This is a genomic window from Pseudomonas sp. Sample_20 (genome assembly GCF_004307585.1).
Lineage (GTDB): Bacteria > Pseudomonadota > Gammaproteobacteria > Pseudomonadales > Pseudomonadaceae > Aquipseudomonas > Aquipseudomonas atacamensis.
In genome coordinates, this window is the sequence record NZ_RCOA01000019.1 from 1 (window position 1) to 23,201 (window position 23,201).

General features: G+C 60.0%; 24 protein-coding genes. 9 read left to right on the forward strand and 15 right to left on the reverse strand.

Going from position 1 to position 23,201, the window contains the following annotated elements:
* Positions 1 to 124: 124 nt before the first annotated feature.
* From D8U70_RS03025 to algW, 3 genes are all read right to left on the reverse strand, one after another.
* Positions 125 to 844, reverse strand: a complete 720-nt coding sequence (locus D8U70_RS03025) for a DUF4198 domain-containing protein (protein WP_130928269.1) — start codon at positions 842 to 844, stop codon at positions 125 to 127.
* A gap of 12 nt (positions 845 to 856) precedes the next feature.
* Positions 857 to 2,962, reverse strand: a complete 2,106-nt coding sequence (locus D8U70_RS03030) for a TonB-dependent siderophore receptor (RefSeq protein ID WP_130928270.1) — start codon at positions 2,960 to 2,962, stop codon at positions 857 to 859.
* Between the two features lie 88 nt (positions 2,963 to 3,050).
* Entirely contained in the window at positions 3,051 to 4,208 is a 1,158-nt protein-coding gene (gene algW / locus D8U70_RS03035; protein ID WP_016770590.1) for a Do family serine endopeptidase AlgW, read from the reverse strand.
* A gap of 104 nt (positions 4,209 to 4,312) precedes the next feature.
* Here algW and D8U70_RS03040 point away from each other — a divergent pair, with 104 nt between their 5' ends.
* The 3 genes from D8U70_RS03040 (at position 4,313) to cysN (ending at position 8,145) form a co-directional block, all read left to right on the forward strand.
* Entirely contained in the window at positions 4,313 to 5,071 is a 759-nt protein-coding gene (locus tag D8U70_RS03040; RefSeq protein ID WP_073473762.1) for a Nif3-like dinuclear metal center hexameric protein, read from the forward strand.
* 248 nt (positions 5,072 to 5,319) lie between these two features.
* Positions 5,320 to 6,237 carry a sulfate adenylyltransferase subunit CysD gene (gene cysD, locus D8U70_RS03045; RefSeq protein WP_016771664.1) on the forward strand — a complete coding sequence of 306 codons (918 nt, stop codon included), beginning with the start codon at positions 5,320 to 5,322 and terminating at the stop codon, positions 6,235 to 6,237.
* A gap of 9 nt (positions 6,238 to 6,246) precedes the next feature.
* The gene (gene cysN, locus D8U70_RS03050; RefSeq protein ID WP_110646361.1) at positions 6,247 to 8,145 is read left to right on the forward strand and encodes a sulfate adenylyltransferase subunit CysN; all 1,899 of its coding nucleotides are present in this window, start codon (positions 6,247 to 6,249) and stop codon (positions 8,143 to 8,145) included.
* A 232-nt stretch (positions 8,146 to 8,377) separates the two neighbouring features.
* Here the strand turns inward: cysN and D8U70_RS03055 are convergent, their stop codons facing one another.
* Genes D8U70_RS03055 through D8U70_RS03065 form a run of 3 tightly spaced genes read right to left on the reverse strand, consistent with a single transcriptional unit; the run spans position 8,378 to position 11,761 of the window.
* Positions 8,378 to 9,283, reverse strand: a complete 906-nt coding sequence (locus D8U70_RS03055) for an acyltransferase (RefSeq protein WP_130928271.1) — start codon at positions 9,281 to 9,283, stop codon at positions 8,378 to 8,380.
* Positions 9,284 to 11,383: a phosphate acetyltransferase gene (pta, locus tag D8U70_RS03060; RefSeq protein WP_024011632.1), complete on the reverse strand. Its 2,100-nt coding sequence runs from the start codon at positions 11,381 to 11,383 to the stop codon at positions 9,284 to 9,286. It abuts the gene before it with no gap.
* Positions 11,384 to 11,434: 51 nt separating this feature from the next.
* Complete coding sequence (locus D8U70_RS03065; protein WP_082530248.1) at positions 11,435 to 11,761, reverse strand: DUF3565 domain-containing protein; 327 nt, start codon at positions 11,759 to 11,761, stop codon at positions 11,435 to 11,437.
* Between D8U70_RS03065 and D8U70_RS03070 the strand changes: the two genes are divergently transcribed.
* The 3 genes from D8U70_RS03070 (at position 11,730) to D8U70_RS03080 (ending at position 14,079) form a co-directional block, all read left to right on the forward strand.
* Positions 11,730 to 12,215, forward strand: coding sequence for a peptidylprolyl isomerase (locus D8U70_RS03070; RefSeq protein WP_016771661.1), 486 nt, complete (start codon positions 11,730 to 11,732; stop codon positions 12,213 to 12,215). The genes D8U70_RS03065 and D8U70_RS03070 overlap by 32 nt on opposite strands.
* A gap of 123 nt (positions 12,216 to 12,338) precedes the next feature.
* Positions 12,339 to 12,821, forward strand: a complete 483-nt coding sequence (locus tag D8U70_RS03075; RefSeq protein ID WP_016771660.1) for a glutathione peroxidase — start codon at positions 12,339 to 12,341, stop codon at positions 12,819 to 12,821.
* A gap of 154 nt (positions 12,822 to 12,975) precedes the next feature.
* A complete protein-coding gene (locus D8U70_RS03080; protein WP_016771659.1) occupies positions 12,976 to 14,079 on the forward strand; it encodes an NADH:flavin oxidoreductase in 1,104 nt (367 codons plus the stop codon).
* 127 nt (positions 14,080 to 14,206) lie between these two features.
* Here D8U70_RS03080 and D8U70_RS03085 read toward each other — a convergent pair whose 3' ends face one another.
* Positions 14,207 to 15,406 carry a glycosyltransferase family 1 protein gene (locus tag D8U70_RS03085; protein WP_130928272.1) on the reverse strand — a complete coding sequence of 400 codons (1,200 nt, stop codon included), beginning with the start codon at positions 15,404 to 15,406 and terminating at the stop codon, positions 14,207 to 14,209.
* A gap of 40 nt (positions 15,407 to 15,446) precedes the next feature.
* Positions 15,447 to 16,199 (reverse strand): sulfate transporter CysZ, encoded by a 753-nt coding sequence (cysZ, locus tag D8U70_RS03090; RefSeq protein ID WP_038861129.1) that lies wholly within the window; start codon positions 16,197 to 16,199, stop codon positions 15,447 to 15,449.
* Between the two features lie 312 nt (positions 16,200 to 16,511).
* Here cysZ and trxB point away from each other — a divergent pair, with 312 nt between their 5' ends.
* Positions 16,512 to 17,474, forward strand: a complete 963-nt coding sequence (gene trxB / locus D8U70_RS03100) for a thioredoxin-disulfide reductase (RefSeq protein WP_016771656.1) — start codon at positions 16,512 to 16,514, stop codon at positions 17,472 to 17,474.
* Positions 17,475 to 17,668: 194 nt separating this feature from the next.
* Here trxB and D8U70_RS03105 read toward each other — a convergent pair whose 3' ends face one another.
* The 5 genes from D8U70_RS03105 to D8U70_RS03125 all read right to left on the reverse strand — a co-directional run bounded on the left by D8U70_RS03105 (position 17,669) and on the right by D8U70_RS03125 (position 20,174).
* Positions 17,669 to 18,007 (reverse strand): HopJ type III effector protein, encoded by a 339-nt coding sequence (locus D8U70_RS03105; protein ID WP_110646373.1) that lies wholly within the window; start codon positions 18,005 to 18,007, stop codon positions 17,669 to 17,671.
* Entirely contained in the window at positions 18,000 to 18,296 is a 297-nt protein-coding gene (locus D8U70_RS03110) for a DUF1244 domain-containing protein (protein ID WP_130928273.1), read from the reverse strand. Before D8U70_RS03110 ends, D8U70_RS03105 begins: the two co-directional genes overlap by 8 nt.
* 95 nt (positions 18,297 to 18,391) lie before the next feature.
* Positions 18,392 to 18,763, reverse strand: a complete 372-nt coding sequence (gene folX / locus D8U70_RS03115; RefSeq protein WP_016771653.1) for a dihydroneopterin triphosphate 2'-epimerase — start codon at positions 18,761 to 18,763, stop codon at positions 18,392 to 18,394.
* A 72-nt stretch (positions 18,764 to 18,835) separates the two neighbouring features.
* On the reverse strand, positions 18,836 to 19,546 hold the full coding sequence (folM, locus tag D8U70_RS03120) for a dihydromonapterin reductase (RefSeq protein WP_130928274.1): 711 nt from the start codon (positions 19,544 to 19,546) through the stop codon (positions 18,836 to 18,838).
* A gap of 58 nt (positions 19,547 to 19,604) precedes the next feature.
* Positions 19,605 to 20,174, reverse strand: coding sequence for an antibiotic biosynthesis monooxygenase (locus D8U70_RS03125; protein WP_073473745.1), 570 nt, complete (start codon positions 20,172 to 20,174; stop codon positions 19,605 to 19,607).
* A 211-nt stretch (positions 20,175 to 20,385) separates the two neighbouring features.
* On the opposite strand from D8U70_RS03125, the gene D8U70_RS03130 reads away from it, so the two are divergent.
* Positions 20,386 to 21,345 carry a MerR family transcriptional regulator gene (locus D8U70_RS03130; RefSeq protein ID WP_130928275.1) on the forward strand — a complete coding sequence of 320 codons (960 nt, stop codon included), beginning with the start codon at positions 20,386 to 20,388 and terminating at the stop codon, positions 21,343 to 21,345.
* 3 nt (positions 21,346 to 21,348) lie between these two features.
* Here D8U70_RS03130 and D8U70_RS03135 read toward each other — a convergent pair whose 3' ends face one another.
* A complete protein-coding gene (locus D8U70_RS03135) occupies positions 21,349 to 21,954 on the reverse strand; it encodes a hypothetical protein (protein ID WP_024011639.1) in 606 nt (201 codons plus the stop codon).
* 54 nt (positions 21,955 to 22,008) lie between these two features.
* Complete coding sequence (locus D8U70_RS03140; RefSeq protein ID WP_024011640.1) at positions 22,009 to 22,485, reverse strand: PAS domain-containing protein; 477 nt, start codon at positions 22,483 to 22,485, stop codon at positions 22,009 to 22,011.
* A 153-nt stretch (positions 22,486 to 22,638) separates the two neighbouring features.
* Between D8U70_RS03140 and D8U70_RS03145 the strand changes: the two genes are divergently transcribed.
* A complete protein-coding gene (locus D8U70_RS03145; RefSeq protein WP_122610814.1) occupies positions 22,639 to 23,094 on the forward strand; it encodes a flavodoxin in 456 nt (151 codons plus the stop codon).
* Positions 23,095 to 23,201 lie beyond the last annotated feature (107 nt).

A 23,201-nucleotide genomic window follows, 5' to 3' on the forward strand; every position in this document is an offset into this window, starting at 1 on the left:
TCACCGACTTGAACGATTTGTATTGAATCCATAATCAACTCGGTCTTTCAGGTCGATGTATCCCGCAAGACAACTCGGTCGGCTCCCTCTCCCTCTGGGAGAGGGCTGGGGTGAGGGTGTGCTTTTATTCGTGATGCGGCTCGCCAAGGAATGTCAGCGAACTGAACAACCCACGACTGTCCACATCCACACTGTCCTTCACCGGCACTTCAACCTGCGCCGCAATCACATTCAACCCTTCATTACGCACCAGCACCTGCGCACGCCCATCCTTGTCGGTCTCGGTGCTCAGGGTGTTTGGCGCGCTGCGGTAATCGCCATACAACTTCACCCCCGCCGCCGGTTTGCCATCGAGCAGCACCCGCACCGGTAACGATTTACCCGGCCCGACCGTCAGCGGATCGACCTCCGGCAGGATCAGCAGTTTGATCTGCTCCAGTTTCGGCAACTTCGCCCCCGGCTGATAGATCGCCAGGCTGTACTTGAACGTCTGCGTGGCCTCGGTAGCGCCGGGCACTTTGCTGCGTCCTTCGTTGATCCACTTCTTGTCCGCCGTCTGCGACCACATGCCGTTGTTCAGCGCCACGGCCATCAGCGCCGGCGGCTTCAATGGTTTCAAACGGGCATGATCGGCCAGGCGCTCGACGCTGACCGGGATCATTTTGCCGCTTGCGTCATAAGCCCAGGCACCGCTGATTTTCTGCGCCTTGAAGGCGTTGTCTTCAGCGCCGTGACCGTAGACCACTTCGATGTTGCCGCGTCGCTCCTCTGTCCACAGGCCGTGGGCCGACACCTGACCGGTGAACAGCGCGGCGATGAGCAGAAGGGATTTGCCGTAGTGCATGGTGACGTCCTTTTACAGGTTGAGTGTCAGGCTGACAGTGAAATTGCGTGGCTCGCCGGGGTTGACCCAGTAGTTGCTGTAGGAGCGCTCGTAGTATTTTTCGTCGAAGATGTTGTTCAGGTTCAGGCCGACCGTGACGTTGTCGCTGGCCTTGTAATGCGCGAGCAAGTCGACGGTCTGGTAGGCCGGCAATTTGAAGTCGCTGCCGGATTCGCCCGAGCGATCCCCGACGTAGGTGAGCGCTGCACCGACGTCTGAACCGCGCAGTCGGCCATCCTGAAATTCATAAACACCCAGCAGACTGCCGCTGCGTTTAGCCACGCCGAGGATGCGGCTGCCGGTAGGAATGGTCGCGTCGCCCTTGGTCACCTCGGCGTCGATGTAGGCGAAGGCGCCGATGACCCGTATCGCGTCGGTCACCTGACCGCTCACTTGCCAATCGAAACCCTGACTGCGCGCCTTGCCCATGGCGCGGCTGGTGTCAGTGCCCGGATCGAGGGCGAGGACGTTTTCCTTGTCGATGTGGAAGAAGGCGAGGGTGCTGCTCACGCGCTCATCGAACAGCTCGTTCTTGATCCCCACTTCGTAACCTACGCCTTCTTCCGGATCGAAGGATTTGCCGGAGGCATCCAGGCCGTTGTTCGGTTTGAACGAGGTCGAGGCGTTGGCGAACAGGCCGGTATTTGGCGTGAGCTGATAGAGCAGGCCGGCGCGTTGAGTCAGCGCGTCGTGGCGCTGCTGGCTTCTGGCGTTGCGGCTGTGATCGTCGATGCGCTGATCGAAATGCTCGAAGCGCGCACCGAGCATGCCGCGCAGCTTGTCGGTGAAGATGATCTGGTCCTGCAGATTCAGCGCCTGGCTTTCGACGTGTTCGAAGAAGTCGGTGCCCGAGCGTCCGCCGTTGGGTTTCGGCTGGCCGTAGAGCGGCTTATAGATGTCGATGGCGTAGGGGCCGCCAGCAATGGTGGTGACGCGCTCGTCCTTGCGATAGTTCTCGTACTCGGTGCCGATCAGCAATTCGTGCTGCCACGGACCGAGATCGAACAGACCGCGCAGTTCCAGTTGGGTGATGCTGTCGTGCCAATTCGTGTCGCGTTCGCGAAAGCGGCGGTTGACCGTGTGGCCGTCGGCGTTCAGCGGTCGTGCTTCGGAAGCGTCGCCCCAGAGCTTGCCTTCCTTGTAGTGGCTGGCCAGACGCAGTTTCCAGCTGTCGTTCAGATGGTGTTCAAGAGTGGCCTGGAGCAGGTTGTTGTGGTTGTCGATGTTGCCGTCGTTGGGCTCGCCGAGGAAGGTCGAGCGCGATACGCCGCTCCACTTGTTGTTCGGCGCCACCACACCACGATCGAACGTCGAGTTGTGACGGACGATTTCGCTCTCCACCAGCAGCGAGGTGTCCGGGTTCAACTGCCAACTGATTGAGGGTGCGACGAATACCCGCTGGCTGTCGACGTGGTCGCGAAAGCTGTTGTTGTCTTCTACGGCGAAGTTGATGCGCGAGAGCACATTGCCCTGGTCATCAAGGGGCGTGTTGACGTCCAGCGCGGTGCGGTAGCGATCCCAACTGCCGGCGCTGGTCTGCAAAGTGGTGAACGCTTCGGGCTGCGGCTTCTTGGTGACGATGTTCACCGTGCCGCCGGGATCACCCCGGCCGTACAGGCTGGCGGCCGGGCCCTTGAGCACTTCGATGCGTTCTATATTGGCCGCATCTGGCGTACTCGGATAACCGCGATTGGCACTGAAGCCGTCCTTGTAGAACTCCGAGGTGGTGAAGCCGCGCACGCTGTATTCGTACAGGGTCAGGCCGCCGAAGTTGTTCTGCTTCGATACGCCGCCGGCAAAATCCAGCGCGCGTTCAACGCTGGTGCTGCCCAGATCCGAGAGCACACTGGCCGGAACGACGCTGATGGCTTGTGGGATATCGCGAATCGCCGTGTCGGTTTTGGTCGCACTGGCCGAGCGAGTCGCGCGATAACCGCTGACCGGGCCGGTGGGTGATTCGTAGTCGGAAGTGACGCTGATGGCTTCCAGTTCAACGGGCTGCGGCTCATCGGCGAAGGCGGGATCGCAGAGCAAACCCAGAGTCAGGCCCAACAGCGAGGCCTTTTTGCGAGACGACATGTTATGTTGTTCCAATTGCTAGAATTGAAACAATATAACATGCCTGTTGAGAGTGTCTGTTATTCGCGCCACTGGCGCGAAAACATTTTTACTCTTCTTTTTCTTTCACCGGTGCCGGCGGTGGACGCAGGCCGATTTCAGCGGTCAGCTTCAGCTCCTTGCCGTTGCGCATGACCTGAATCGTCACCTTGTCGGTCGGCTTGATCCGCGCCACCTGGTTCATCGAGCGGCGACCATCGCCGGCCGGCTCGCCATCGATGCTCAGAATCACATCGCCCAGTTGCAGGCCGGCTTTCTGCGCCGGGCCGTCACGGAAGATTCCGGCAACGACAATCCCCGGGCGCCCGGACAAGCCAAACGACTCCGCCAGTTCCTGAGTCAGCGGTTGTACTTCGATGCCCAGCCAGCCGCGAATCACCTGACCGTGCTCGATGATCGATTTCATCACTTCCATCGCCAGTTTCACCGGGATGGCAAAACCGATGCCTTGCGAGCCGCCGGATTTGGAAAAGATCGCCGTGTTGATACCGGTGAGGTTGCCGTTGGCATCCACCAGCGCACCGCCGGAGTTGCCCGGGTTGATCGCCGCATCGGTCTGGATGAAGTCTTCGTAGTTGTTCAGGCCCAACTGATTGCGGCCGGTGGCGCTGATGATGCCCATGGTCACGGTCTGGCCGACGCCGAACGGGTTGCCGATGGCCAGCGCGACGTCACCGATGCGAATGCTGTCCGAGCGGCCGACGGTGATTGCCGGGAGGTTTTTCAGATCGATTTTCAGGACAGCAAGGTCGGTTTCCGGATCGCTGCCGATCACCCGTGCCAGCGTCTCGCGACCATCCTTGAGCGCCACGACGATCTGGTCGGCGCCGCTGGTGACGTGGTTGTTGGTGAGGATGTAGCCTTCCGGGCTCATGATCACCCCGGAACCGAGGCTCGATTCCATGCGCTTCTGTTTCGGCGAGTTGTCACCGAAGAAACGGCGGAACTGCGGATCCTCGAACAAGGGATGCGCCGGTTTGTTGATGACCTTGGTGGTGTACAGGTTGACCACCGACGGCGCGGCGATGCCCACCGCATCCGCATAGGACACCGGCCCCTGTTGCACGATCGTGGTCTGAGGGGCCTGTTGCAGATTGACGTCGAGGCTCGGCAGCCCGACCCACTCGGGGTAACGCTGAATAATCAACAGAGCGATAAGCACACCGGCCAACAGCGGCCAGCCAAAAAAACGCAGCGCCTTGAGCATTAAGCACGTTCCTGGAAAGGTTGCAGGCGAGGTCAGACCGCCCATAATGTCGCGCATTATACGAGGCCGCGCGCGCCTCTGAACGGGATATTTAGGAGTCTTTCATGGCCGTTGCCCTCAGCACCCTCGTCGAAGAAGCCGACCGTTACCTGGGCAGTGCGAAAATTGCCGATTATTGCCCCAACGGATTACAGGTCGAAGGCCGCCCGCAGGTGATGCGCATCGTCAGTGGCGTCACCGCCAGCCAGGCTTTATTGGACGCCGCCGTCGAAGCCGGGGCCGACCTGATCCTGGTCCACCACGGTTATTTCTGGAAAGGCGAAAATCCTTGCGTCACCGGTATGAAACAGCGCCGCTTGAAAACCCTGCTCAAGCACGACATCAGTCTGCTCGCCTATCACCTGCCGCTGGATCTGCACCCGGACGTCGGCAACAACGTGCAACTGGCGCGTCAGCTCGACATCACTGTCGAAGGGCCGCTCGACCCGAGCAATCCGAAAGTCGTCGGGCTGGTCGGCTCACTGAATGAGCCAATGACTGCGCGGGATTTCGCGCGCAAGGTGCAGGAAGTCATGGGCCGCGAGCCGCTGCTGATCGAAGGCAGTGGCATGATCCGCCGCGTCGGCTGGTGCACCGGTGGTGGCCAGGGCTATATCGACCAGAGTGTGGCGGCGGGTGTCGATCTGTTCATCAGTGGCGAGGCCTCCGAGCAGACTTTCCACAGCGCCCGGGAAAACGACATCAGCTTCATCGCCGCTGGCCACCACGCCACCGAACGCTACGGCGTGCAGGCGCTGGGTGAGTATCTGGCGAAGCGCTTTGCCCTTGAGCACATCTTCATCGATTGCCCCAACCCGATCTGAGCTCACCGCAAACTCCTGTGGGAGCGAGCCTGCTCGCGAAGGCCTCAGACCTTCAATACAAGGTGCCTGACACTCCGCCTTCGCGAGCAGGCTAGCTCCCACGTTCGGCCCTGACGGCCGAACTGGTGGGCATATTCATATACCCTTTCGATCTAGTTGGCGTCCTGATTAGAAGAGGTCGCTGTGCTAGGATTCCTCGCTCGAACACGGCCCGCTGGCCGTTCATAAGAAAGCTTTCGTGAGTAGCCATGGTCGACAAACTGACGCATCTGAAACAGCTGGAGGCGGAAAGCATCCACATCATCCGCGAGGTGGCCGCCGAGTTCGATAACCCGGTGATGCTGTACTCCATCGGTAAAGACTCCGCCGTGATGCTGCACCTGGCACGCAAGGCGTTCTTCCCGGGCAAACTGCCGTTTCCGGTGATGCACGTCGACACCCGCTGGAAATTCCAGGAAATGTACAAGTTCCGCGACAAGATGGTCGAAGACTTGGGCCTGGACCTGATTACCCACATCAACCCCGATGGCGTGGCGCAGAACATCAACCCGTTCACCCACGGCAGCGCCAAGCACACCGACATCATGAAAACCGAAGGCCTGAAACAGGCACTCGACAAGCATGGTTTCGACGCAGCGTTCGGCGGCGCCCGTCGCGATGAAGAGAAATCCCGCGCCAAAGAGCGTGTGTACTCGTTCCGTGACAGCAAGCACCGCTGGGACCCGAAAAACCAGCGTCCGGAGCTGTGGAACGTCTACAACGGCAAGGTCAACAAGGGCGAATCCATTCGTGTATTCCCGTTGTCGAACTGGACCGAGCTGGACATCTGGCAGTACATCTATCTCGAAGGCATTCCGATTGTGCCCCTGTACTTCGCCGCCGAACGCGAAGTGATCGAGAAGAACGGCACGCTGATCATGATCGACGACGAGCGCATCCTCGAGCACCTGTCCGATGAAGACAAAGCGCGCATCGTGAAAAAGAAAGTGCGGTTCCGCACCCTTGGCTGCTACCCGTTGACGGGCGCGGTGGAGTCCGAGGCCGAAAGCCTCACGGACATCATTCAGGAAATGCTCCTGACGCGAACTTCCGAGCGCCAGGGCCGGGTCATCGACCACGATGGCGCAGGCTCGATGGAAGACAAAAAACGTCAAGGCTATTTCTAAGGGGCTGTCATGTCGCATGTTTCTGATTTGATCAGCGAGGACATCCTCGCCTACCTGGGCCAGCACGAACGTAAAGAGCTGCTGCGCTTTTTGACCTGCGGTAACGTCGACGACGGCAAGAGCACCCTGATCGGGCGCCTGCTGCACGACTCGAAAATGATCTACGAAGATCACCTCGAAGCGATCACCCGCGATTCGAAGAAAGTCGGCACCACCGGTGACGACATCGACCTGGCGTTGCTGGTTGACGGTCTGCAGGCCGAGCGTGAGCAGGGCATCACCATTGATGTCGCTTACCGCTATTTCTCCACCGCCAAGCGCAAATTCATCATCGCCGACACCCCCGGCCATGAGCAGTACACCCGCAACATGGCCACCGGTGCGTCCACCTGTGACCTGGCGATCATTCTGGTCGACGCCCGTTACGGCGTGCAGACCCAGACCCGTCGCCACAGCTTCATCGCTTCCCTGCTGGGTATCAAACACATCGTGGTCGCCATCAACAAGATGGACTTGAAGGACTTCGACGAAGGCGTGTTCGAGTCGATCAAGGCCGATTACCTGAAGTTCGCTGAAGGCTTGAAGATGAAGCCGACGAGCATGCACTTCGTGCCGATGTCTGCCCTCAAGGGCGACAACGTGGTGAACAAGTCCGAGCGCTCGCCGTGGTACACCGGCCAGTCGCTGATGGAGATTCTGGAGACTGTGGAAGTCGCCGGCGATCGCAACTTCACCGATCTGCGTTTCCCGGTGCAGTACGTCAACCGTCCGAACCTGAACTTCCGTGGTTTCGCCGGCACCCTGGCCAGCGGCATTGTGCACAAGGGCGACGAAGTCGTAGTGCTGCCGTCGGGCAAGAGCAGCCGCGTGAAGTCCATCGTCACTTTCGAAGGTGAGCTGGAACACGCAGGTCCCGGTCAGGCGGTAACGCTGACCATGGAAGACGAAATCGATATCTCCCGTGGCGACCTGTTGGTGCATGCCGACAACGTGCCGCCGGTCACCGACAGCTTCGAAGCGATGCTGGTGTGGATGGCTGAAGAGCCGATGCTGCCGGGCAAGAAATACGACATCAAACGCGCCACCAGCTACGTACCGGGCTCGATCGCCAGCATCGTCAACAAGGTCGACGTCAACACTCTGGAAGAAGGCCCGGCGAGCGCGTTGCAGCTCAACGAAATCGGCAAGGTGAAAATCGCGCTCGACGCGCCGATCGCCCTCGACGGTTACGAAAGCAACCGCACCACCGGCGCGTTCATCGTCATCGATCGCCTGACCAACGGCACCGTTGGCGCCGGCATGATCGTCGCTCAGCCTGTAGCGCATGGCACTGCAACCCACCATGGCAAATTGGCCCACGTGGCGACTGAAGAGCGTGCCCAGCGCTTCGGCCAGCAACCAGCCACCGTGCTGTTCAGCGGCCTGTCCGGTGCGGGCAAAAGCACCTTGGCGTATGCGGTCGAGCGCAAGCTGTTCGACATGGGGCGCGCGGTGTTTGTACTCGATGGCCAGAATCTGCGTCAGGATCTGAACAAGGGGCTACCGCAGGATCGCGCCGGCCGTACCGAGAACTGGCGTCGTGCCGCGCATGTTGCGCGTCAATTCAACGAAGCCGGTTTGCTAACCCTGGCGGCGTTCGTTGCGCCAAGTGCCGAAGGTCGCGAGCAGGCCAAGGAACTGATCGGCAAGGATCGCTTGCTGACGGTCTATGTGCAGGCGTCGCCGACCGTGTGCGCCGAGCGTGATCCGCAAGGTCTGTACGCCGCTGGCGGCGACAACATCCCGGGCGAATCCTTCCCGTACGACGTGCCGCTCAATGCCGACCTGGTGATCGACACGCAGTCGCTGAGCCTGGAAGAAAGCGTCAAGCAAGTGCTGGAGCTGTTGCGTCAGCGTGGTGCGATCTAAGGTGGAAGCAGCGACAAGCTTCTAGCTGCAAGCGGCAAGAAAAAGCCCGCCGGTGAGTGATCATCGGCGGGCTTTTTTTGGCCGGGTGATCGTTCCCACGCGCAGCAAAGGAATGCCTCCTTGGACGCTCCGCGTCCGCTTCGGCAGGGACGCGGAGCGTCCCAGGCTGCATTCCCACGCGGAGCGTGGGAACGATCAACTGTGGGAGCGAGCCTGCTCGCTCCCACAGGGGTCAGTGTTTGGGTGGATATTCGCGGTGCATCTGCTCCAGCAACGCATCCTTGTCCAGCCACAGCTGATTGATCCAGCCCTGGAACTGCAATCGATACTCGCCGTCCTGATCGTAGTTCTTGCCGATGAAGGCCGGCGGGATTTTGATTTCTTCAAAATGCACCACCACATCGCGCACATTGCCGCAGAGCAAATCCCAGAACCCCGGACGCCCGGCCGGGTAATGAATCGTCACGTTGACGATCGACTCCAGCTGTTCACCCATCGCATCGAGCACAAAGGCGATCCCGCCGGCCTTGGGCTTGAGCAGGTATTTGAACGGTGACTGCTGCTGCGCATGCTTGCCTTCGGTGAAGCGTGTGCCTTCGACGAAGTTGAAAATTCCCACCGGGTTATGGCGGAATTTCGCGCAGGTCTTGCGCGTGGTTTCCAAGTCCTTGCCTTTCTTCTCCGGGTGTTTTTCCAGGTACGCCTTGGAGTAGCGCTTCATGAACGGAAAGCCCAGCGCCCACCAGGCCAGGCCAATCACCGGCACCCAGATCAGCTCCTGCTTGAGGAAGAATTTCAGCGGTTGGATCTTGCGGTTGAGCACGTATTGCAGCACCAGAATATCCACCCAGCTCTGGTGGTTGCTGGTGATCAGGTACGAGTGCTGATAATCGAGACCTTGCAGACCGCTGACGTGCCAGCGGGTGCGCCGTACCAGATTCATCCAGCCCTTGTTGTTGCTGATCCACGCCTCGTGGGTGTGGCTCATCAGCCAACCGGCGATGCGCTGGGTAAAGGCAAACGGCAAAGCCTTGACCAGCGCCACGCAGAACAGGAACGAGCAGAGCAGAATCGTGTTGAGCGCCAACAGCAGCGAGGCGATCACGCCGCGCAACGGTGCAGGGAGAAAATCCAGCATTTACACATCCATAGGTCGGTTGGCGGCTTGAATCGCGGTGAGCGCGATGGTGTAGACGATGTCATCGACTTGCGCACCGCGCGGCAGGTCGTTCACCGGTTTGCGCAGGCCTTGCAGCATCGGCCCGAGGCTGACGCAATCAGCGCTGCGCTGTACGGCTTTGTGCGTGGTGTTGCCGGTGTTCAGATCGGGGAACACAAACACCGTGGCGCGCCCGGCGACCTGACTGTTCGGCGCCAGTTGCCGCGCCACGTCGGCGTTGGCGGCGGCGTCGTATTGCAACGGGCCGTCGATCAACAGCGAGTTTTGTTGCTCATGAGCGAGCAGAGTCGCCTCGCGGACTTTCTCGACTTCTTCACCGCGCGCCGATTCGCCGCTGGAATAGCTGATCATCGCCACCCGTGGAGTGATACCGAATGCGGCCGCCGAGTCAGCGCTTTGCAGGGCGATCTCGGCCAGTTCGGCAGCGCTCGGGTGTGGATTCATCACGCAGTCGCCGTAGACCAGCACTTCTTCCGGAAAGAGCATGAAGAATACCGACGACACCAGCGTGCAGCCCGGTGCGGTCTTGATCAGTTGCAAGGCCGGGCGGATGGTATTGGCGGTGGTGTTGATCACACCCGAAACCAAGCCGTCGACCTCGTCCAGCGCCAGCATCATGGTACCGATCACCACCGTGTCTTCCAGTTGCTGCTCGGCCATCGGTGCGTTGAGGCTTTTGCTTTTGCGCAGAGCGACCATCGGCTCGACGTAACGCTCGCGGATGTGGTCCGGGTCAAGGATTTCCAGACCCGGCGGCAGCACGATACCTTGCGCGCGGGCGACCGCTTCGACGTCTTCGGGCTTGGCCAACAGCACGCAGCGGGCGATCCCGCGTTCCTGACAGATCGCCGCCGCTTGCACGGTGAACGGCTCGCTGCCTTCGGGCAACACGATGCGCTTGTTCGCCGCTTGCGCACGCTGGATCAATTGATAGCGGAACACCGCCGGCGACAGGCGCATCTCCCGAGGCGTACCGCAGCGCTGATGCAGCCAGTTGGCGTCGAGGTGGCTGGCGACGAAATCAGTGATGATCTCCGCGCGCTCGCGGTCATCGATCGGGATTTCCTTGTTCAGGCCATTGAGCAGATTGGCGGTGTCGTACGAGCCGGTGCTCACCGACAACACCGGCAAACCGGCCTGCAAGGCGCCACGGCACAGGTCCATGATGCGCGGGTCGGGCAGGGTGTCACTGGTCAGCAGCAGGCCGGCCAGCGGCACGCCGTTGATTGCTGCGAGGCTGACGGCGAGGATGATGTCGTCGCGATCGCCCGGTGTCACCACCAGCACACCAGGCTTGAGCAGTTCGACGGTGTTGCGCATGGTCCGTGCGCAAATGATGATTTTGCTCATGCGCCGGGTTTCGTAGTCGCCGGCATTGAGCACTTGCGCGCCCATCAGGTCGGCGACGTCGCGGGTGCGCGGCGCATTGAGTTCCGGCTGAAACGGGATGCAGCCAAGCAAGCGGAAATCACCGCTGCGCAGCAACGGCGAATGCTCCTTCAGACGCGTGGCGAAGGCGTCCATGCTCTCGTCGGTCTTGACCTTGTTAAGGATCACTCCGAGGACTTTCGGATCTTTCGGGCCGCCGAACAATTGCGCTTGAAGCTCGACACGGCCAGAAAGCTCGGCGAGCACTTCGTTTTCCGGCGCCGAGACCAGAATCACCTCGGCATCCAGGCTCTTGGCCAGATGCAGATTGACCCGCGCGGCGTAACTGGCGCTGCGGGTCGGCACCATGCCTTCGACCACCAGCACATCCTTGCCGACCGCTGCCTGCTGATACAGGGCGATGATTTCTTCGAGCAATTCGTCGAGCTGACCGTCGCCGAGCATGCGTTCGACGTGCGCCAGCCCCAACGGTTGTGGCGGTTTCAGGCCATGGGTGCGCGCCACCAGTTCGGTGGAACGCTCAGGGCCAGTGTCGCCCGGATGTGGCTGGGCGATCGGTTTGAAGAAGCCGACTTTGAGGCCGGCGCGTTCAAGCGTGCGCACCAGCCCGAGGCTGATGGAGGTCAGACCCACGCCAAAATCGGTGGGGGCGATAAAAAAAGTTTGCATGGGAATTCTCTATGCAAGGGTGTCAGCCTATGTCTGGCCGACTACCGAAATTCAGTCGCCAAGGTTATCGCTAACCGAGCCTTGTGCACACCAACCGCAGGCAAAGGGTTGACCTGTTTTTTCAATACGTTGCGCCGGATCCAGGACCCAGGCGCGGGTTTGCCACGGCGGCTGGTGGCGCAGGTGCTGGGTGTGGCCACAGGAAAGCTCGACCACCCAATGGCCATCTTCGTCCTGATGGAAGCCGGTGATGGTCGAAACCCGTTTGTCCGGGTTGTGGTCGCTTTCACGCGATTGCTTCGCTAAACTTGGCCTTTCTATATTCTTATGCAAAAGGTCTCGCCCCATGCTGATCGCCGCCAATAAGGCTGTCTCCATCGACTATACCCTGACCAACGACGCTGGTGAGGTCATCGACAGCTCCGCCGGCGGCGCTCCGCTGGTTTACCTGCAAGGCGCAGGCAACATCATCCCGGGCCTGGAAAAAGCCCTTGAAGGCAAAGCTGTCGGCGACGAGCTGAAAGTAGCCGTTGAGCCTGAAGACGCTTACGGCGAATACGCCGCCGAGCTGGTCAGCACCCTGAGCCGCAGCATGTTCGAAGGCGTTGACGAGCTGGAAGTCGGCATGCAGTTCCACGCTTCGGCGCCGGACGGCCAGATGCAGATCGTCACCATCCGTGATCTGGACGGCGACGACGTCACCGTTGATGGCAACCACCCTCTGGCCGGTCAGCGCCTGAACTTCGAAGTGAAGATCGTTGATATCCGTGACGCCAGCCAGGAAGAAATCGCTCATGGTCACGTCCATGGCGAAGGTGGCCATCACCACTGATTTTCTGCGCTAAGCTTCGAGTACTGGAGAGGCGCCTGTGGGCGCCTTTTTAGTCCGCGGCTGTCCTTGGTGGCCTCGCCAAGTGGCTGTTTCGAGTAGAACACGAGAATCCTGGAGTTCGGCATGAGTGCTTTTCACGACCTTAAGTTGACAGCCCTGGATGGTCAGGAGCTACCGCTGGCGCCGTTCAAGGGCCAAGTCGTGCTGGTGGTCAATGTGGCCTCCAAATGCGGCTTGACCCCTCAGTACGCGGCACTGGAAAACCTCTACCAGCAATACAAAGATAAAGGCTTTGCTGTGCTGGGCCTGCCGTGCAACCAGTTTGCCGGTCAGGAGCCAGGCTCGGAAAAAGAAATCCAGGAGTTTTGCAGCCTCAACTATGGCGTGACCTTTCCGTTGTCGAGCAAGCTCGAAGTCAATGGTCACGAGCGGCATCAGTTGTATCGCCTGCTGGCGGGCGAGGGCGCCGAGTTTCCCGGTGACATCACCTGGAACTTCGAAAAGTTTCTGCTCGGCAAGGATGGCCGGGTGCTGGCGCGCTTCTCGCCGCGCACCGCGCCGGATGATCCGACAGTGATTGCCGCGATCGAAAAAGCCTTAGCCTGAATCAGAAAATCGCAGCATTGAGCTGCGATTTTTTTTGCCTGCCTTTTGACCCTTAATCATTCAGATCAATAGTGCTGTCACGCGAAGAACGTGGCGGATATTATCGCCGTCATATCGATCAATGTCCGTCGCCAACGTTTTGTGGAGCCTCTCGATGCCCGTTCAAGCCCTGTTCAAACCGTTCCACCTCGGTGCCCTCGAACTGCCGACCCGCGTGGTTATGGCGCCAATGACCCGCTCGTTCTCGCCGGGCGGCGTGCCGAATTCCAAAGTCATTGAGTACTACCGTCGACGTGCGGCCGCTGGGGTTGGCCTGATCATCACCGAAGGCACCACCGTCGGCCACATCGCGTCCAATGGCTATCCTAACGTGCCGCAATTTTTCGGTGACGCGCCGCTCGCCGGCTGGAAAAAAGTTGTCGACGCCGTGCACGCCGAGGGCGGCAAGATCGTCCCGCAACTGTGGCATGTCGGCAGCGTACGCCGCCTCGGCACCGAGCCGGACGCCAGCGTGCCGGGCTACGGTCCGTCGGAAAAACTCAAGGACGGTCAGGTCGTGGTGCACGGCATGACCAAGCAGGACATCCAGGACGTGATCGCCGCGTTTGCCCAAGCTGCCAAAGATGCGCAAAGCATCGGCATGGACGGTGTGGAAATCCATGGCGCCCACGGCTATCTGATCGACCAGTTCTTCTGGGAAGGCAGCAACCAGCGCACCGACGAATACGGTGGCAGCCTGGCCAACCGTTCGCGTTTTGCCATCGAATTGATTCAAGCAGTGCGCGCAGCCGTCGGTGAGGGTTTCCCGATCATCTTCCGCTTCTCGCAATGGAAGCAGCAGGATTACACCGCGCGTCTGGTACAAACCCCCGAAGCGCTGGGCGAGTTTCTCAAGCCGCTGTCAGACGCTGGCGTGGACATTTTCCACTGCTCGACCCGACGCTTCTGGGAGCCGGAGTTCGACGGTTCGGATCTGAACCTCGCTGGCTGGACCCGCAAGCTGACCGGCAAACCGACCATCACCGTGGGCAGCGTCGGCCTGGACGGCGAGTTCTTGCAGTTCATGGTCAACACCGACAAGGTCGCGCAACCGGCCAGCCTGGAAAATCTGCTGGAGCGTCTGAACAAAGAAGAGTTTGACCTGGTAGCAGTGGGCCGTGCGCTGCTGGTCGATCCGGACTGGGCGCAGAAAGTCCGTGAAGGGCGTGAGCAGGACATTCTGCCGTTCAGCCGTGAGGCGTTGATGTCGCTGGTCTAAGCTGCGCCAGTTCGAACCATTCGCGAGCAGGCTCGCTTCCACCTTCGACCGCATTCCATCTGAAAGAATGCAGTACCCATGTGGGAGCGAGCCTGCTCGCGAAAGCTGTTTCTATGTCGCCGAAAATCTAAGGTTGTGTCTGCGCCCCAGGCACCACCAGCTCCCCCGCACAAGCCCCACGCAAATACCCCTCGAACTGCTCGATAATCGCTGCCCAGCCCTGGCGACTGCCATGCTGCCGCGCATTCAGCCGTACGCAACGCAACCGCTCATCCTCCTCCAGCAACCACGCCGCCGCCTCGCAAAACGCCTGCTCATCGCCCGGCATCGCTGACACGCCGTTGTAGCCCTGGCGAATATGCTGCGCCGCCGCTGCCTGATCATAGGCAACAACGCCGAGTCCCGAAGCCAGGGCTTCCAGCACCACATTGCCGAAGGTCTCGGTCAGGCTGGGAAATACAAACAGATCTCCTGAGGCGTAGTGCGCCGCCAGGGCTTCTCCCCGCTGCGCGCCGCAGAAGATCGCTTCCGGCAGTTCTTTTTCCAGCGCCGAACGCTGCGGGCCATCTCCGACCACGATCAGCTTCAGATGGCGCTGTGGATAAGTCTGCTGCAGGGTTTCAAAGCAGCGTTTGAGCAGGCCCAGATTTTTCTCCGGGGCGAGCCTTCCTACGTGGATGACCGCGATATCTTTATCAGAGAGTCCCCATTGCTCACGCAACGCGCTCTGACGCTTGCTTGGATGAAACAACTGGCTGTCCACACCCCGCGACAACAACGCCAGCCGCTCGAAATGCCGCCGCTCCAGTTCCAAGCGCTGACTGACGCTCGGCACCAGAGTCATTGCCGAACGATTGTGAAACCAGCGCAGGTAATGGGTGAGCATCCGCGTCAGCAGACCGAGGCCGTACTGGCTGGTGTATTGCTGGAAGTTGGTATGAAAACCGCTCACCACCGCAATCCCCAGGCGCCGTGCCGCGCGCAGTGCCGACAATCCCAGCGGGCCTTCTGTGGCGATGTACAGCACATCCGGCCGCTGGCGTTTCCAGCGGCGCAGCAGTTTATGCATCGACGACTGGCCCCATTGCAGTCCCGGATAGCCCGGTAGTGGCCATCCGCGACACAGCAACAGTGCATCGTCTTCGCTGCGTTGCGGATCGGTGGCCTGGCGCGGGCGTACAAGCTCTACCTGATGCCCGCGCGCGCGCAAGCCCTCGCACAAGCGGCCAAGGGTATTGGCCACGCCGTTGATTTCCGGTGGGAAGGTTTCGCTGATGAGGGTGATATGTAGAGCTGTCGTCATGACCTCAGTGTCGGCTGAGGCCATGTCGAGCTTGTTACGGTCGGATGATGGATTTGTGACGCGGTCAGTGCTGGATCACCAGATTTTCGGCACCACGCTCGCGCACCCAGAACAACGTCGCCCCGGCTACCGCCGCCGGCATCATCAGGATGTTGACCACCGGAATCAGCAACACCAGATAGACGATCCCGCCAAAGCTCATGCTCTGCCAGCGCTTTTGCCGCAGCCAGGCGAGCATCTCGTTCCAGCCCAGTTTGTGGTTATCCGCCGGGTAGTCGATGTACTGGATGGCCATCATCCACACGCCGAATAGCAGCCATAACGGCGCGGCGACGATATTCACCACTGGGATGAACGACAGGATGAACAGGCCGATAGCGCGCGGCAGGAAATAGCCGAGCTTGCGCATTTCCCGGGAGAGGGTGCGCGGGATCATCGCGATCAGTTCGCCCCAGCTGAACGCCGGGAAATCATCAGTGCCGCGCACCACCACTTCGACTTTTTCCGCAAGGAAGCCGTTGAACGGTGCGGCAATGATGTTGGCGAGCATGGTGAAGGTGAAAAACACCATCAAGGCCACCAGGACCACGAACAATGGCCAGAGGATATAGCTGAGGAAACTCAGCCATTCAGGCAACGACGGCATCAGCGTGTCGACCCACAGGCTGAACTGGTGGCCGGCCAGATAGATCAATCCGACGAACAGCACCAGGTTGATCGCCAGCGGCAACAACACGAACAGGCGCAGGCCAGGGCTCAGGACCAGTTTGAGGCCTTCGCGCAGATATTGCGGGCCGGACAGAACAGGGGCGGGCATAAGGTGCTCCGAAGCAAGGGAAAACGCGCCGACGTTACCGGCTTTGCCACAGCGGCGAAAGCGCGGCAGAGCAATCGACATTCACTGTAACAAAGAGGTCTATCTCGTCAGCGTCTCGGCATAGAGACCACCTATGAGCTGGATTGTTAAACCGTATTTCCTTAATCTTGCCCCCCTCGATACGCTGCACCCAACTTTTTACAGGACTGTCGAGTTCAAGCCTTCCCCAAGGTGTCCACGGTCCTTTTTTATTCCGCCGGCCGTCCGGCGTCCGCGCCAGATTTTTCATGGCCGGCCAACAGGAGCAGATTCATGTCTGAAGTCCGTCATTCGCGAGTGATCATTCTCGGTTCCGGCCCCGCCGGCTACAGCGCTGCGGTCTACGCGGCCCGCGCCAACCTCAAGCCACTGCTGATCACCGGCATGCAGGCCGGCGGTCAACTGACCACCACCACCGAAGTCGACAACTGGCCGGGTGATGTTCATGGTCTGACCGGCCCGGTGCTGATGGAGCGCATGCGCGAGCACGCCGAGCGGTTCGAGACCGAGATCGTTTTCGATCACATCAACGCCGTGGACTTCGCTGCCAAGCCGTACACTCTGACCGGCGACAGCGCGGTTTACACCTGTGATGCTCTGATCATCGCCACCGGCGCCAGCGCCCGCTACCTGGGTCTGCCGTCGGAAGAAGCGTTCATGGGCAAAGGCGTCTCGGCCTGCGCGACCTGCGACGGTTTCTTCTATCGCAACAAGCCGGTCGCTGTGGTTGGCGGTGGCAACACCGCTGTCGAAGAAGCGCTGTACCTGGCCAACATCGCCAGCACCGTGACCCTGATCCACCGTCGTGAAACTTTCCGCGCCGAGAAGATCCTGATCGACAAGCTCAACGCCCGTGTGGCCGAAGGCAAGATCATCCTCAAGTTGAACGCCAACCTGGACGAAGTCCTCGGCGACAACATGGGCGTCACCGGTGCGCGTCTGCGCAATAACGATGGCAGCTTCGACGAAATCAAAGTCGACGGCGTGTTCATCGCCATCGGCCACACCCCGAACACTTCGCTGTTCGAAGGCCAGTTGACGCTGAAAGACGGTTACCTGGTTGTGCAGGGCGGCCGCGAAGGCAATGCGACGGCCACCAGCGTCGAAGGCATCTTCGCTGCCGGTGACGTGGCTGACCACGTTTACCGTCAGGCCATCACCTCGGCCGGCGCCGGTTGCATGGCGGCACTGGACACCGAGCGCTACCTGGACGGCCTGCAGAACGCCACGTTCTAATAGCGCAGGGCACAAAAAAACCGGCCAGAGATTGGCCGGTTTTTTTGTGCACGCTCTTCCTGCTCCAACGCAATTCGATCGTTCCCACGCTCTGCGTGGGAATGCAGCCCGAGACGCTCTGCGTCCCAAAGCGGACGCAGAGCGTCCAATGAGGCATTCCCACGCGGAGCGTGGGAACGATCCGAATCCCGTTGTTAGCGGCGGGTCAGGGGTTGTGCGGTGAATTTCACCCCGGCCAGGCCGTGCTTGATCAACGCGCGGATATTGCCGTGATCGCTGCCCTCAGGCGTCGCCAGCACCGAACGGTAATGCTCGCCGAAAGCCAGCAGTGCTTCTTCATCGCTCAGACCTTCCAGCAGTGCCAGACCCAGGGTCTTGCAGGAGCCTTCGTTCTGCCCTTCAGCGTTTTCCACGCCGCCGTTGTTGAATGCTTGCGGCTGGTAGTCGTAACCGGCGGCGATGAACGCCAGGGTGTCGGCGAAAGCATGCTCGCCACTCTTGAGGCTGGCGCGCAGGGTGTTCAGATCAGTCATTGGGTTTTCCTTCGGCAAACGCCGCTTGTTGTTCGGCGCTGGCTTCTTGCTGGTATTGGGCTTTCCACTCGGCGTAGGGCATGCCGTACACCACTTCGCGGGCGTCATCGAGGCTGACCTCGATCTGGCGCTGATCGGCTTCGGCCTTGTACCACTTCGACAGGCAGTTGCGGCAGAACCCGGCAAGGTTCATCAGGTCGATGTTCTGCACGTCCTTGCGGCTGTCGAGGTGGGCGACCAGTCGGCGAAAGGCGGCGGCTTCGAGTTCCAGGCGTTGTTGATCAGTCATGGGGGTCTCTTCGAGACAGCTTTGAGCGGCAAGCTTCAAGCTGCAAGATGGGTGTCTGTGAGCAAAGTTTACAGCTTGCGGCTTGAGGCTTGAAGCTAGCGACTCGCCGCGAGCGTAATCGATACCGACTCGGCGAAGCGCAGCGCGTGCGGTTTGTCGACTTCGACTTCGGCGTACAGCACCGATGCATTGGTCATCACCAGGTCGAGCAATTCCTGGGTCAGGCGTTCGAGCAGCGCGAAGCGGTTGCCTTCGACGTGGGCGATGATCGCTTTGGTGATGGTGCGGTAATTCAGTGCGTGGTCGATGTCATTGTCACGCACCGCCTCCTGCGCTGCGTACAGGATGGTCAGGTTGATCAGCACATCCTGCTTGTTGAGGATTTCGTCCTCGTTGATGCCGATAAAGGTGCGCAGGCGCAGATCCTTGACCCGGATGCGCGCCATCCCCGGTTGAAGTTGTGGCATTGATTTGCTCCGTCCAGTCTATTGCAGGCGTTCTGGTGGATCTTACTCGACTCGCGGCCGAAGCGGGACGGCCTATTTGACGTGCCGTCCACCGTTGACGGTGAGGGTCGTGCCGGTGACATAGGGGTTGTCGAGCAGATAGCGCAGGCTCTGATAGATCACCTCGCTGCCCGGCTCGATACCCAGCGCGGACTTGGCCAACGCCTTGGCGCGGTACGCCGTGTCATCTTCGGGGTTGAACAATAACAGCGCCGGGGCGATGCCGTTAACCTTGATGGCCGGCGCAAAGCGCGCGGCAAACGACAGGGTCAGACTGTCGAGCCCGGCCTTGCTGGCGCAATAACCGATGTGCTTGCTGCTGCCTTTGCGGGTGACATCGTCGCTGATGTGGATGATGTCGGCAGGCGTCGAGCGCTGCAGCAACTCGGCGCAGTGCAGGTTGATCAGGTAAGGCGCGAGCATGTGAATGTTGAACATGCGATTGAAGGCCTGTGCTTCGCTGCCCTGGGTTTCCGTCAGCCATTCGGAGGCGTTGTGCACGACGGCGCGCAAGCTGTCGGTGTGGGCTTTCAGCGCGTCGATGAAGGCAAGAATCCCGGCCTCGCTGGAAAAGTCCGCGAACAGCGCTGTCGCGCCAAGATCGCGAAGGGCCTGCACGCCCGGTCGCTCGGTGCGGTAAGTGAAAATCAGCGGGTGGCCGTCCTCGATCAAGCGCTGCGCGCAGTGCAAGCCGACACGCTGGCCGGCGCCGGTGATGAGGATCGGGGCTGCGGAATCTGACATGGGCGGCTCGCATCGCGGTTGAAGCGAAAACTATAACAGGCTCGCCGCCCGCTGCAGATCAGCGATTTTGCGCCGACGGTGTGGCCGCCAGTGGCCGGGTCGGCGTGCTGTTCAGCCAGTTCGCCAGCAGACGCGTCGACAACGGGATGAAGAAATACACCATCAGCGGCGTCAGGCACGCCGTGCCGATCAATATCCGCGGCAACAGGCTCAACTCAGCGAGCAGTGGGCCGAGGATAAAGTTGAAAATCAGCGACACCGGGAAAAACGCCAGCCAGATCGCCACGGCCTGTTTCCAGCGCGGTGGACGTTGTCCGGCAGCACCAAACCAGCCTTCAATGCCGCTGACCCGGTGCTCTTTAGGATGTTCGAACAAATCGCTGCCGCGGTTAAGCCAGGCGGTACGCGACGCCGAGTATTCCCAAGCATGCAGCGTCTGCTCATCGACAAAGCGAAAGATAATCTGGAATTCGTTGTCACCGGGCGGTGGCGCGAGGACGCCGGAACCCAGGTAGCCGGGGAAGTCGGTGGCCAGTTGCTCGCCTTCGCGCAACCATGCAATCAGATCATGATAACGGCCATCGGCGACGCGACGCGCTACCATGAGCGTAACGGGGGAAGTAGACATTTTGTATCTCCGTATTTCGAGTGCGTCACTCCGGGTAAGAGCTTCGCCTGACGCAGGCCGGGGTAGAGACCTGCGCTTTGCAGCAAGCAAGGATTATTCCTGATTTTGTCGATTAAACCAGCCACATTCGTCGTAGATCACTACTTGAAGGTTTCCAGTCCATCATGTTTAAAATGGGATCCAATGAACCGACATGGAAGTTGACCGCCAGATGCCTGTAATCACGGACCCTCGCCCGGCTTCGACAGCACTCGGCACGCTCGAGCGCGAAGAGCTGTTTCCCATCCGCGAAGTGGCGCGCCTGACTGGCGTCAACCCGGTGACCCTGCGTGCCTGGGAGCGCCGTTACGGACTCATCCAGCCGACGCGCACCGAAAGCGGGCATCGTTTGTATTCCATGAACGATATCGAGCGCGTGCGCAGCATTGTCGACTGGATCGATCGCGGCGTGGCCGTGAGCAAAGTCGGCAAGATCCTGGCGAAAACAGAGCCGTTGAAGGTGCTGGCAAACTTTATCCCCGATGACCATGTGCAGGCCGATTACAAGCAATGGCAGGAACAGGTTCAGCAGGCGGTCAGTGCGTTCGACGATCAGCAGCTGGATCGCGTCTACGGGCAGATTTTCTCGTCCTACGCGCTGCCGGTGGTGTTCGAAGCCATTCTGATGCCGTTGTGGCGTCAACTGCTGCAGCGCCAGGACGCTTTCGGGCAAACCAGCGAATGGTTGTTTCTCGACGGATTTCTCAGGGTGCGCGTGCTGCAGCGCATCGTCATGCTGCGGGGGGCTCAACCGCGCCGGGTGGTCGTCAGTGCGCTTGCGGGGCAATGCAGAGAGCTTGAGTTGCTGGTCGCGGCGCTGTTTCTCAGCGGCAACGATTCTGGCGTGCGGGTGCTGACTACGGGCCAGCCTTTCGATGAATTGACGCTGGTCTGCGAAAAGGTCAAGCCTGACGCACTTGTGCTGTTTTCCAATCATGCCCCCGGTCCAGAGCTGCCCCGGCGCCTGAATCGTCTGGCACTGAGTCTGGATTGCCAATTGATGTTGGCCGGCGATGCCTCGGAACTGGCCGAAGAGAGTCTGGCCGGTTCATCGGTGGCATGCCTGGGAAATGAGGGCGCGACAATGCGTCAACGCATGAAGCAATTCATGGCAGGCAAACTGGATACCTGAAACTCAGGCGTGCAGGGCGGGGTGGGTCAGGCGATGCTGTTGCAGGATGAACTGGCGCAAGCGCTCGGTTTCGTCGGCATCGGTCTGGCTCAGTTCGTAGGCGAAGAAACCTTGCTCGGTCTCACGCTCGAAATGGCCGCGCAACGATATGCGCTCATAACCGGAAGGGCTGAACCACAGGGCGAAATGTTTCGGTGGTTTGGTCTTGTTGCGCACTTCCAGCAACACGCCTTTGTGCGACACCTCGTGTACCCACAGCGTGCCGGGCTGGCCTTTGGCATTTTCCAGCGCCACCGGCTCTTCCAGTACCAGGCGCCATGGGCGCACCATCGGGCCGTCTTCGTAGATGCTCGGCACACCGAGACGCAGATGCAGCGCGTGGAACTCGTCTTCCACCAGATGCAGCGGAAAAGTCATCTGTTGATTTTCGAAGTTGGCCTGGATCGTCACCTGCTCGTGAGCAGCCAGACGTGTCAGCAGGTCACGGATCTGCGAACCACCATTAACCAGCAGACTCGACGTTGCATCCCGCACGTTAAGTTGCGGGTTGTGCTGCATGGTCTGGATAAAATCCAGCTCGTCCTGGGTGAGGAGGGCGTCGCGCTGCATGGCTAACTCGAAGTGAATAGTTACAAAGTCATTGGTGATTGTAGTTAATGACCATCAGTTCGCGGTTTTGTTTGCGCCGTTCGTCGCTTTCAACGCCGCTAGCTCGCTTTGCAGCGCCGCCACTTGTGCTTCCAGCTGCGCAACCCGCTGCTGCGCCTTGACCTGAACCGTCACATCTTTTTGCACGCCGATGAAATAAGTCTGCCCGTCATCGGCATTTTTTATCGTCGACAATGACAATTCGTTCCAGAACGGCGTGCCATCCTTGCGATAGTTGCGCAGGATTTCCCGGCAGGATCCGCCTTCACGTAATGTCTCGCGAATCAGCTGCAGACTTGGTTGATCACGGTCTCCAGCCTGCAAAAAACGACAGTCCTGATAGAGGATTTCCTCACTGCTATAACCGGTCATGCGCTCGAAGGCAGGGTTGACGTAAATAAGGATGTTGTCCTGCTCGCCTTCCTTTTCAGCAACCACGATCCCGTCGTTTGACGCGTTGATCACCATTTGCAGCAGGCTGGCGTTGATCATCCGAGAATCCCTTCCGTTATGGCAGTGGCAGGCATTCTAGAAGAAAGCCGCAGACTGTCTATAGGCCAGCAGCTTGCATTGAGAGCCAATCGCAACTTCGCGGCATGGGCTGTTACTATCGCGGCTCTTTTTTTCAGTTCCAGGATCAGATTGATGAAAGTCGCCATCCTCTCCGGTTCGGTCTACGGCACCGCCGAAGAAGTCGCCCGCCACGCCCAGAACCTGCTGAAAGCCGCCGGCTTTGAAACCTTCTACAACTCGCGCGTCGCGTTGGCCGATATCCAGGCGTTCGGTCCCGAGGCCCTTCTCGCTGTGACTTCGACCACTGGCATGGGCGAGCTGCCGGACAACCTGCAACCGTTGTATTCGACCCTGCGCGATCAGTTGCCGGCTTCGTTGCGCGGCCTGCCCGGCGCGGTGATCGCCCTCGGTGATGCCAGCTACGGCGACACATTCTGCGGCGGTGGCGAGCAGATGCGCGAACTGTTTGCCGAACTGGGGGTAAACGAGGTTCAGGAAATGCTGCGCATCGACGCCAGCGAAAGCGTCACGCCGGAAACCGATGCCGAGCCGTGGCTGGCGCAGTTGATTGAAGCGCTCAAGGGCTGATCGCGGGCAATAATCGCTGCACCTTCTAAGCGTTGTTGCATTGCAACGGATCCAGGCTGTTTGCCCGGCTGACTCGTTCAGTCATCAAGCTGGCTGCCAATGCAACT

What these genes read in the sequence shown, in the direction of transcription:
- D8U70_RS03025 (WP_130928269.1), bottom strand. Translation starts at nt 844, where the DNA reads ATGCACTACGGCAAATCCCTTCTGCTCATCGCCGCGCTGTTCACCGGT.
- D8U70_RS03105 (WP_110646373.1), bottom strand. Translation starts at nt 18,007, where the DNA reads ATGACTGATCTGAACACCCTGCGCGCCAGCCTCAAGAGTGGCGAGCAT.
- D8U70_RS03140 (WP_024011640.1), bottom strand. Translation starts at nt 22,485, where the DNA reads ATGATCAACGCCAGCCTGCTGCAAATGGTGATCAACGCGTCAAACGAC.
- cysD (WP_016771664.1), top strand. Translation starts at nt 5,320, where the DNA reads ATGGTCGACAAACTGACGCATCTGAAACAGCTGGAGGCGGAAAGCATC.
- D8U70_RS03030 (WP_130928270.1), bottom strand. Translation starts at nt 2,962, where the DNA reads ATGTCGTCTCGCAAAAAGGCCTCGCTGTTGGGCCTGACTCTGGGTTTG.
- D8U70_RS03070 (WP_016771661.1), top strand. Translation starts at nt 11,730, where the DNA reads ATGCTGATCGCCGCCAATAAGGCTGTCTCCATCGACTATACCCTGACC.
- D8U70_RS03110 (WP_130928273.1), bottom strand. Translation starts at nt 18,296, where the DNA reads ATGACTGATCAACAACGCCTGGAACTCGAAGCCGCCGCCTTTCGCCGA.
- folM (WP_130928274.1), bottom strand. Translation starts at nt 19,546, where the DNA reads ATGTCAGATTCCGCAGCCCCGATCCTCATCACCGGCGCCGGCCAGCGT.
- D8U70_RS03065 (WP_082530248.1), bottom strand. Translation starts at nt 11,761, where the DNA reads ATGGAGACAGCCTTATTGGCGGCGATCAGCATGGGGCGAGACCTTTTG.
- D8U70_RS03040 (WP_073473762.1), top strand. Translation starts at nt 4,313, where the DNA reads ATGGCCGTTGCCCTCAGCACCCTCGTCGAAGAAGCCGACCGTTACCTG.
- D8U70_RS03135 (WP_024011639.1), bottom strand. Translation starts at nt 21,954, where the DNA reads ATGCAGCGCGACGCCCTCCTCACCCAGGACGAGCTGGATTTTATCCAG.
- D8U70_RS03080 (WP_016771659.1), top strand. Translation starts at nt 12,976, where the DNA reads ATGCCCGTTCAAGCCCTGTTCAAACCGTTCCACCTCGGTGCCCTCGAA.
- D8U70_RS03125 (WP_073473745.1), bottom strand. Translation starts at nt 20,174, where the DNA reads ATGTCTACTTCCCCCGTTACGCTCATGGTAGCGCGTCGCGTCGCCGAT.
- cysZ (WP_038861129.1), bottom strand. Translation starts at nt 16,199, where the DNA reads ATGCCCGCCCCTGTTCTGTCCGGCCCGCAATATCTGCGCGAAGGCCTC.
- D8U70_RS03130 (WP_130928275.1), top strand. Translation starts at nt 20,386, where the DNA reads ATGCCTGTAATCACGGACCCTCGCCCGGCTTCGACAGCACTCGGCACG.
- D8U70_RS03145 (WP_122610814.1), top strand. Translation starts at nt 22,639, where the DNA reads ATGAAAGTCGCCATCCTCTCCGGTTCGGTCTACGGCACCGCCGAAGAA.
- cysN (WP_110646361.1), top strand. Translation starts at nt 6,247, where the DNA reads ATGTCGCATGTTTCTGATTTGATCAGCGAGGACATCCTCGCCTACCTG.
- folX (WP_016771653.1), bottom strand. Translation starts at nt 18,763, where the DNA reads ATGCCACAACTTCAACCGGGGATGGCGCGCATCCGGGTCAAGGATCTG.
- D8U70_RS03055 (WP_130928271.1), bottom strand. Translation starts at nt 9,283, where the DNA reads ATGCTGGATTTTCTCCCTGCACCGTTGCGCGGCGTGATCGCCTCGCTG.
- algW (WP_016770590.1), bottom strand. Translation starts at nt 4,208, where the DNA reads ATGCTCAAGGCGCTGCGTTTTTTTGGCTGGCCGCTGTTGGCCGGTGTG.
- trxB (WP_016771656.1), top strand. Translation starts at nt 16,512, where the DNA reads ATGTCTGAAGTCCGTCATTCGCGAGTGATCATTCTCGGTTCCGGCCCC.
- D8U70_RS03075 (WP_016771660.1), top strand. Translation starts at nt 12,339, where the DNA reads ATGAGTGCTTTTCACGACCTTAAGTTGACAGCCCTGGATGGTCAGGAG.
- pta (WP_024011632.1), bottom strand. Translation starts at nt 11,383, where the DNA reads ATGCAAACTTTTTTTATCGCCCCCACCGATTTTGGCGTGGGTCTGACC.
- D8U70_RS03085 (WP_130928272.1), bottom strand. Translation starts at nt 15,406, where the DNA reads ATGGCCTCAGCCGACACTGAGGTCATGACGACAGCTCTACATATCACC.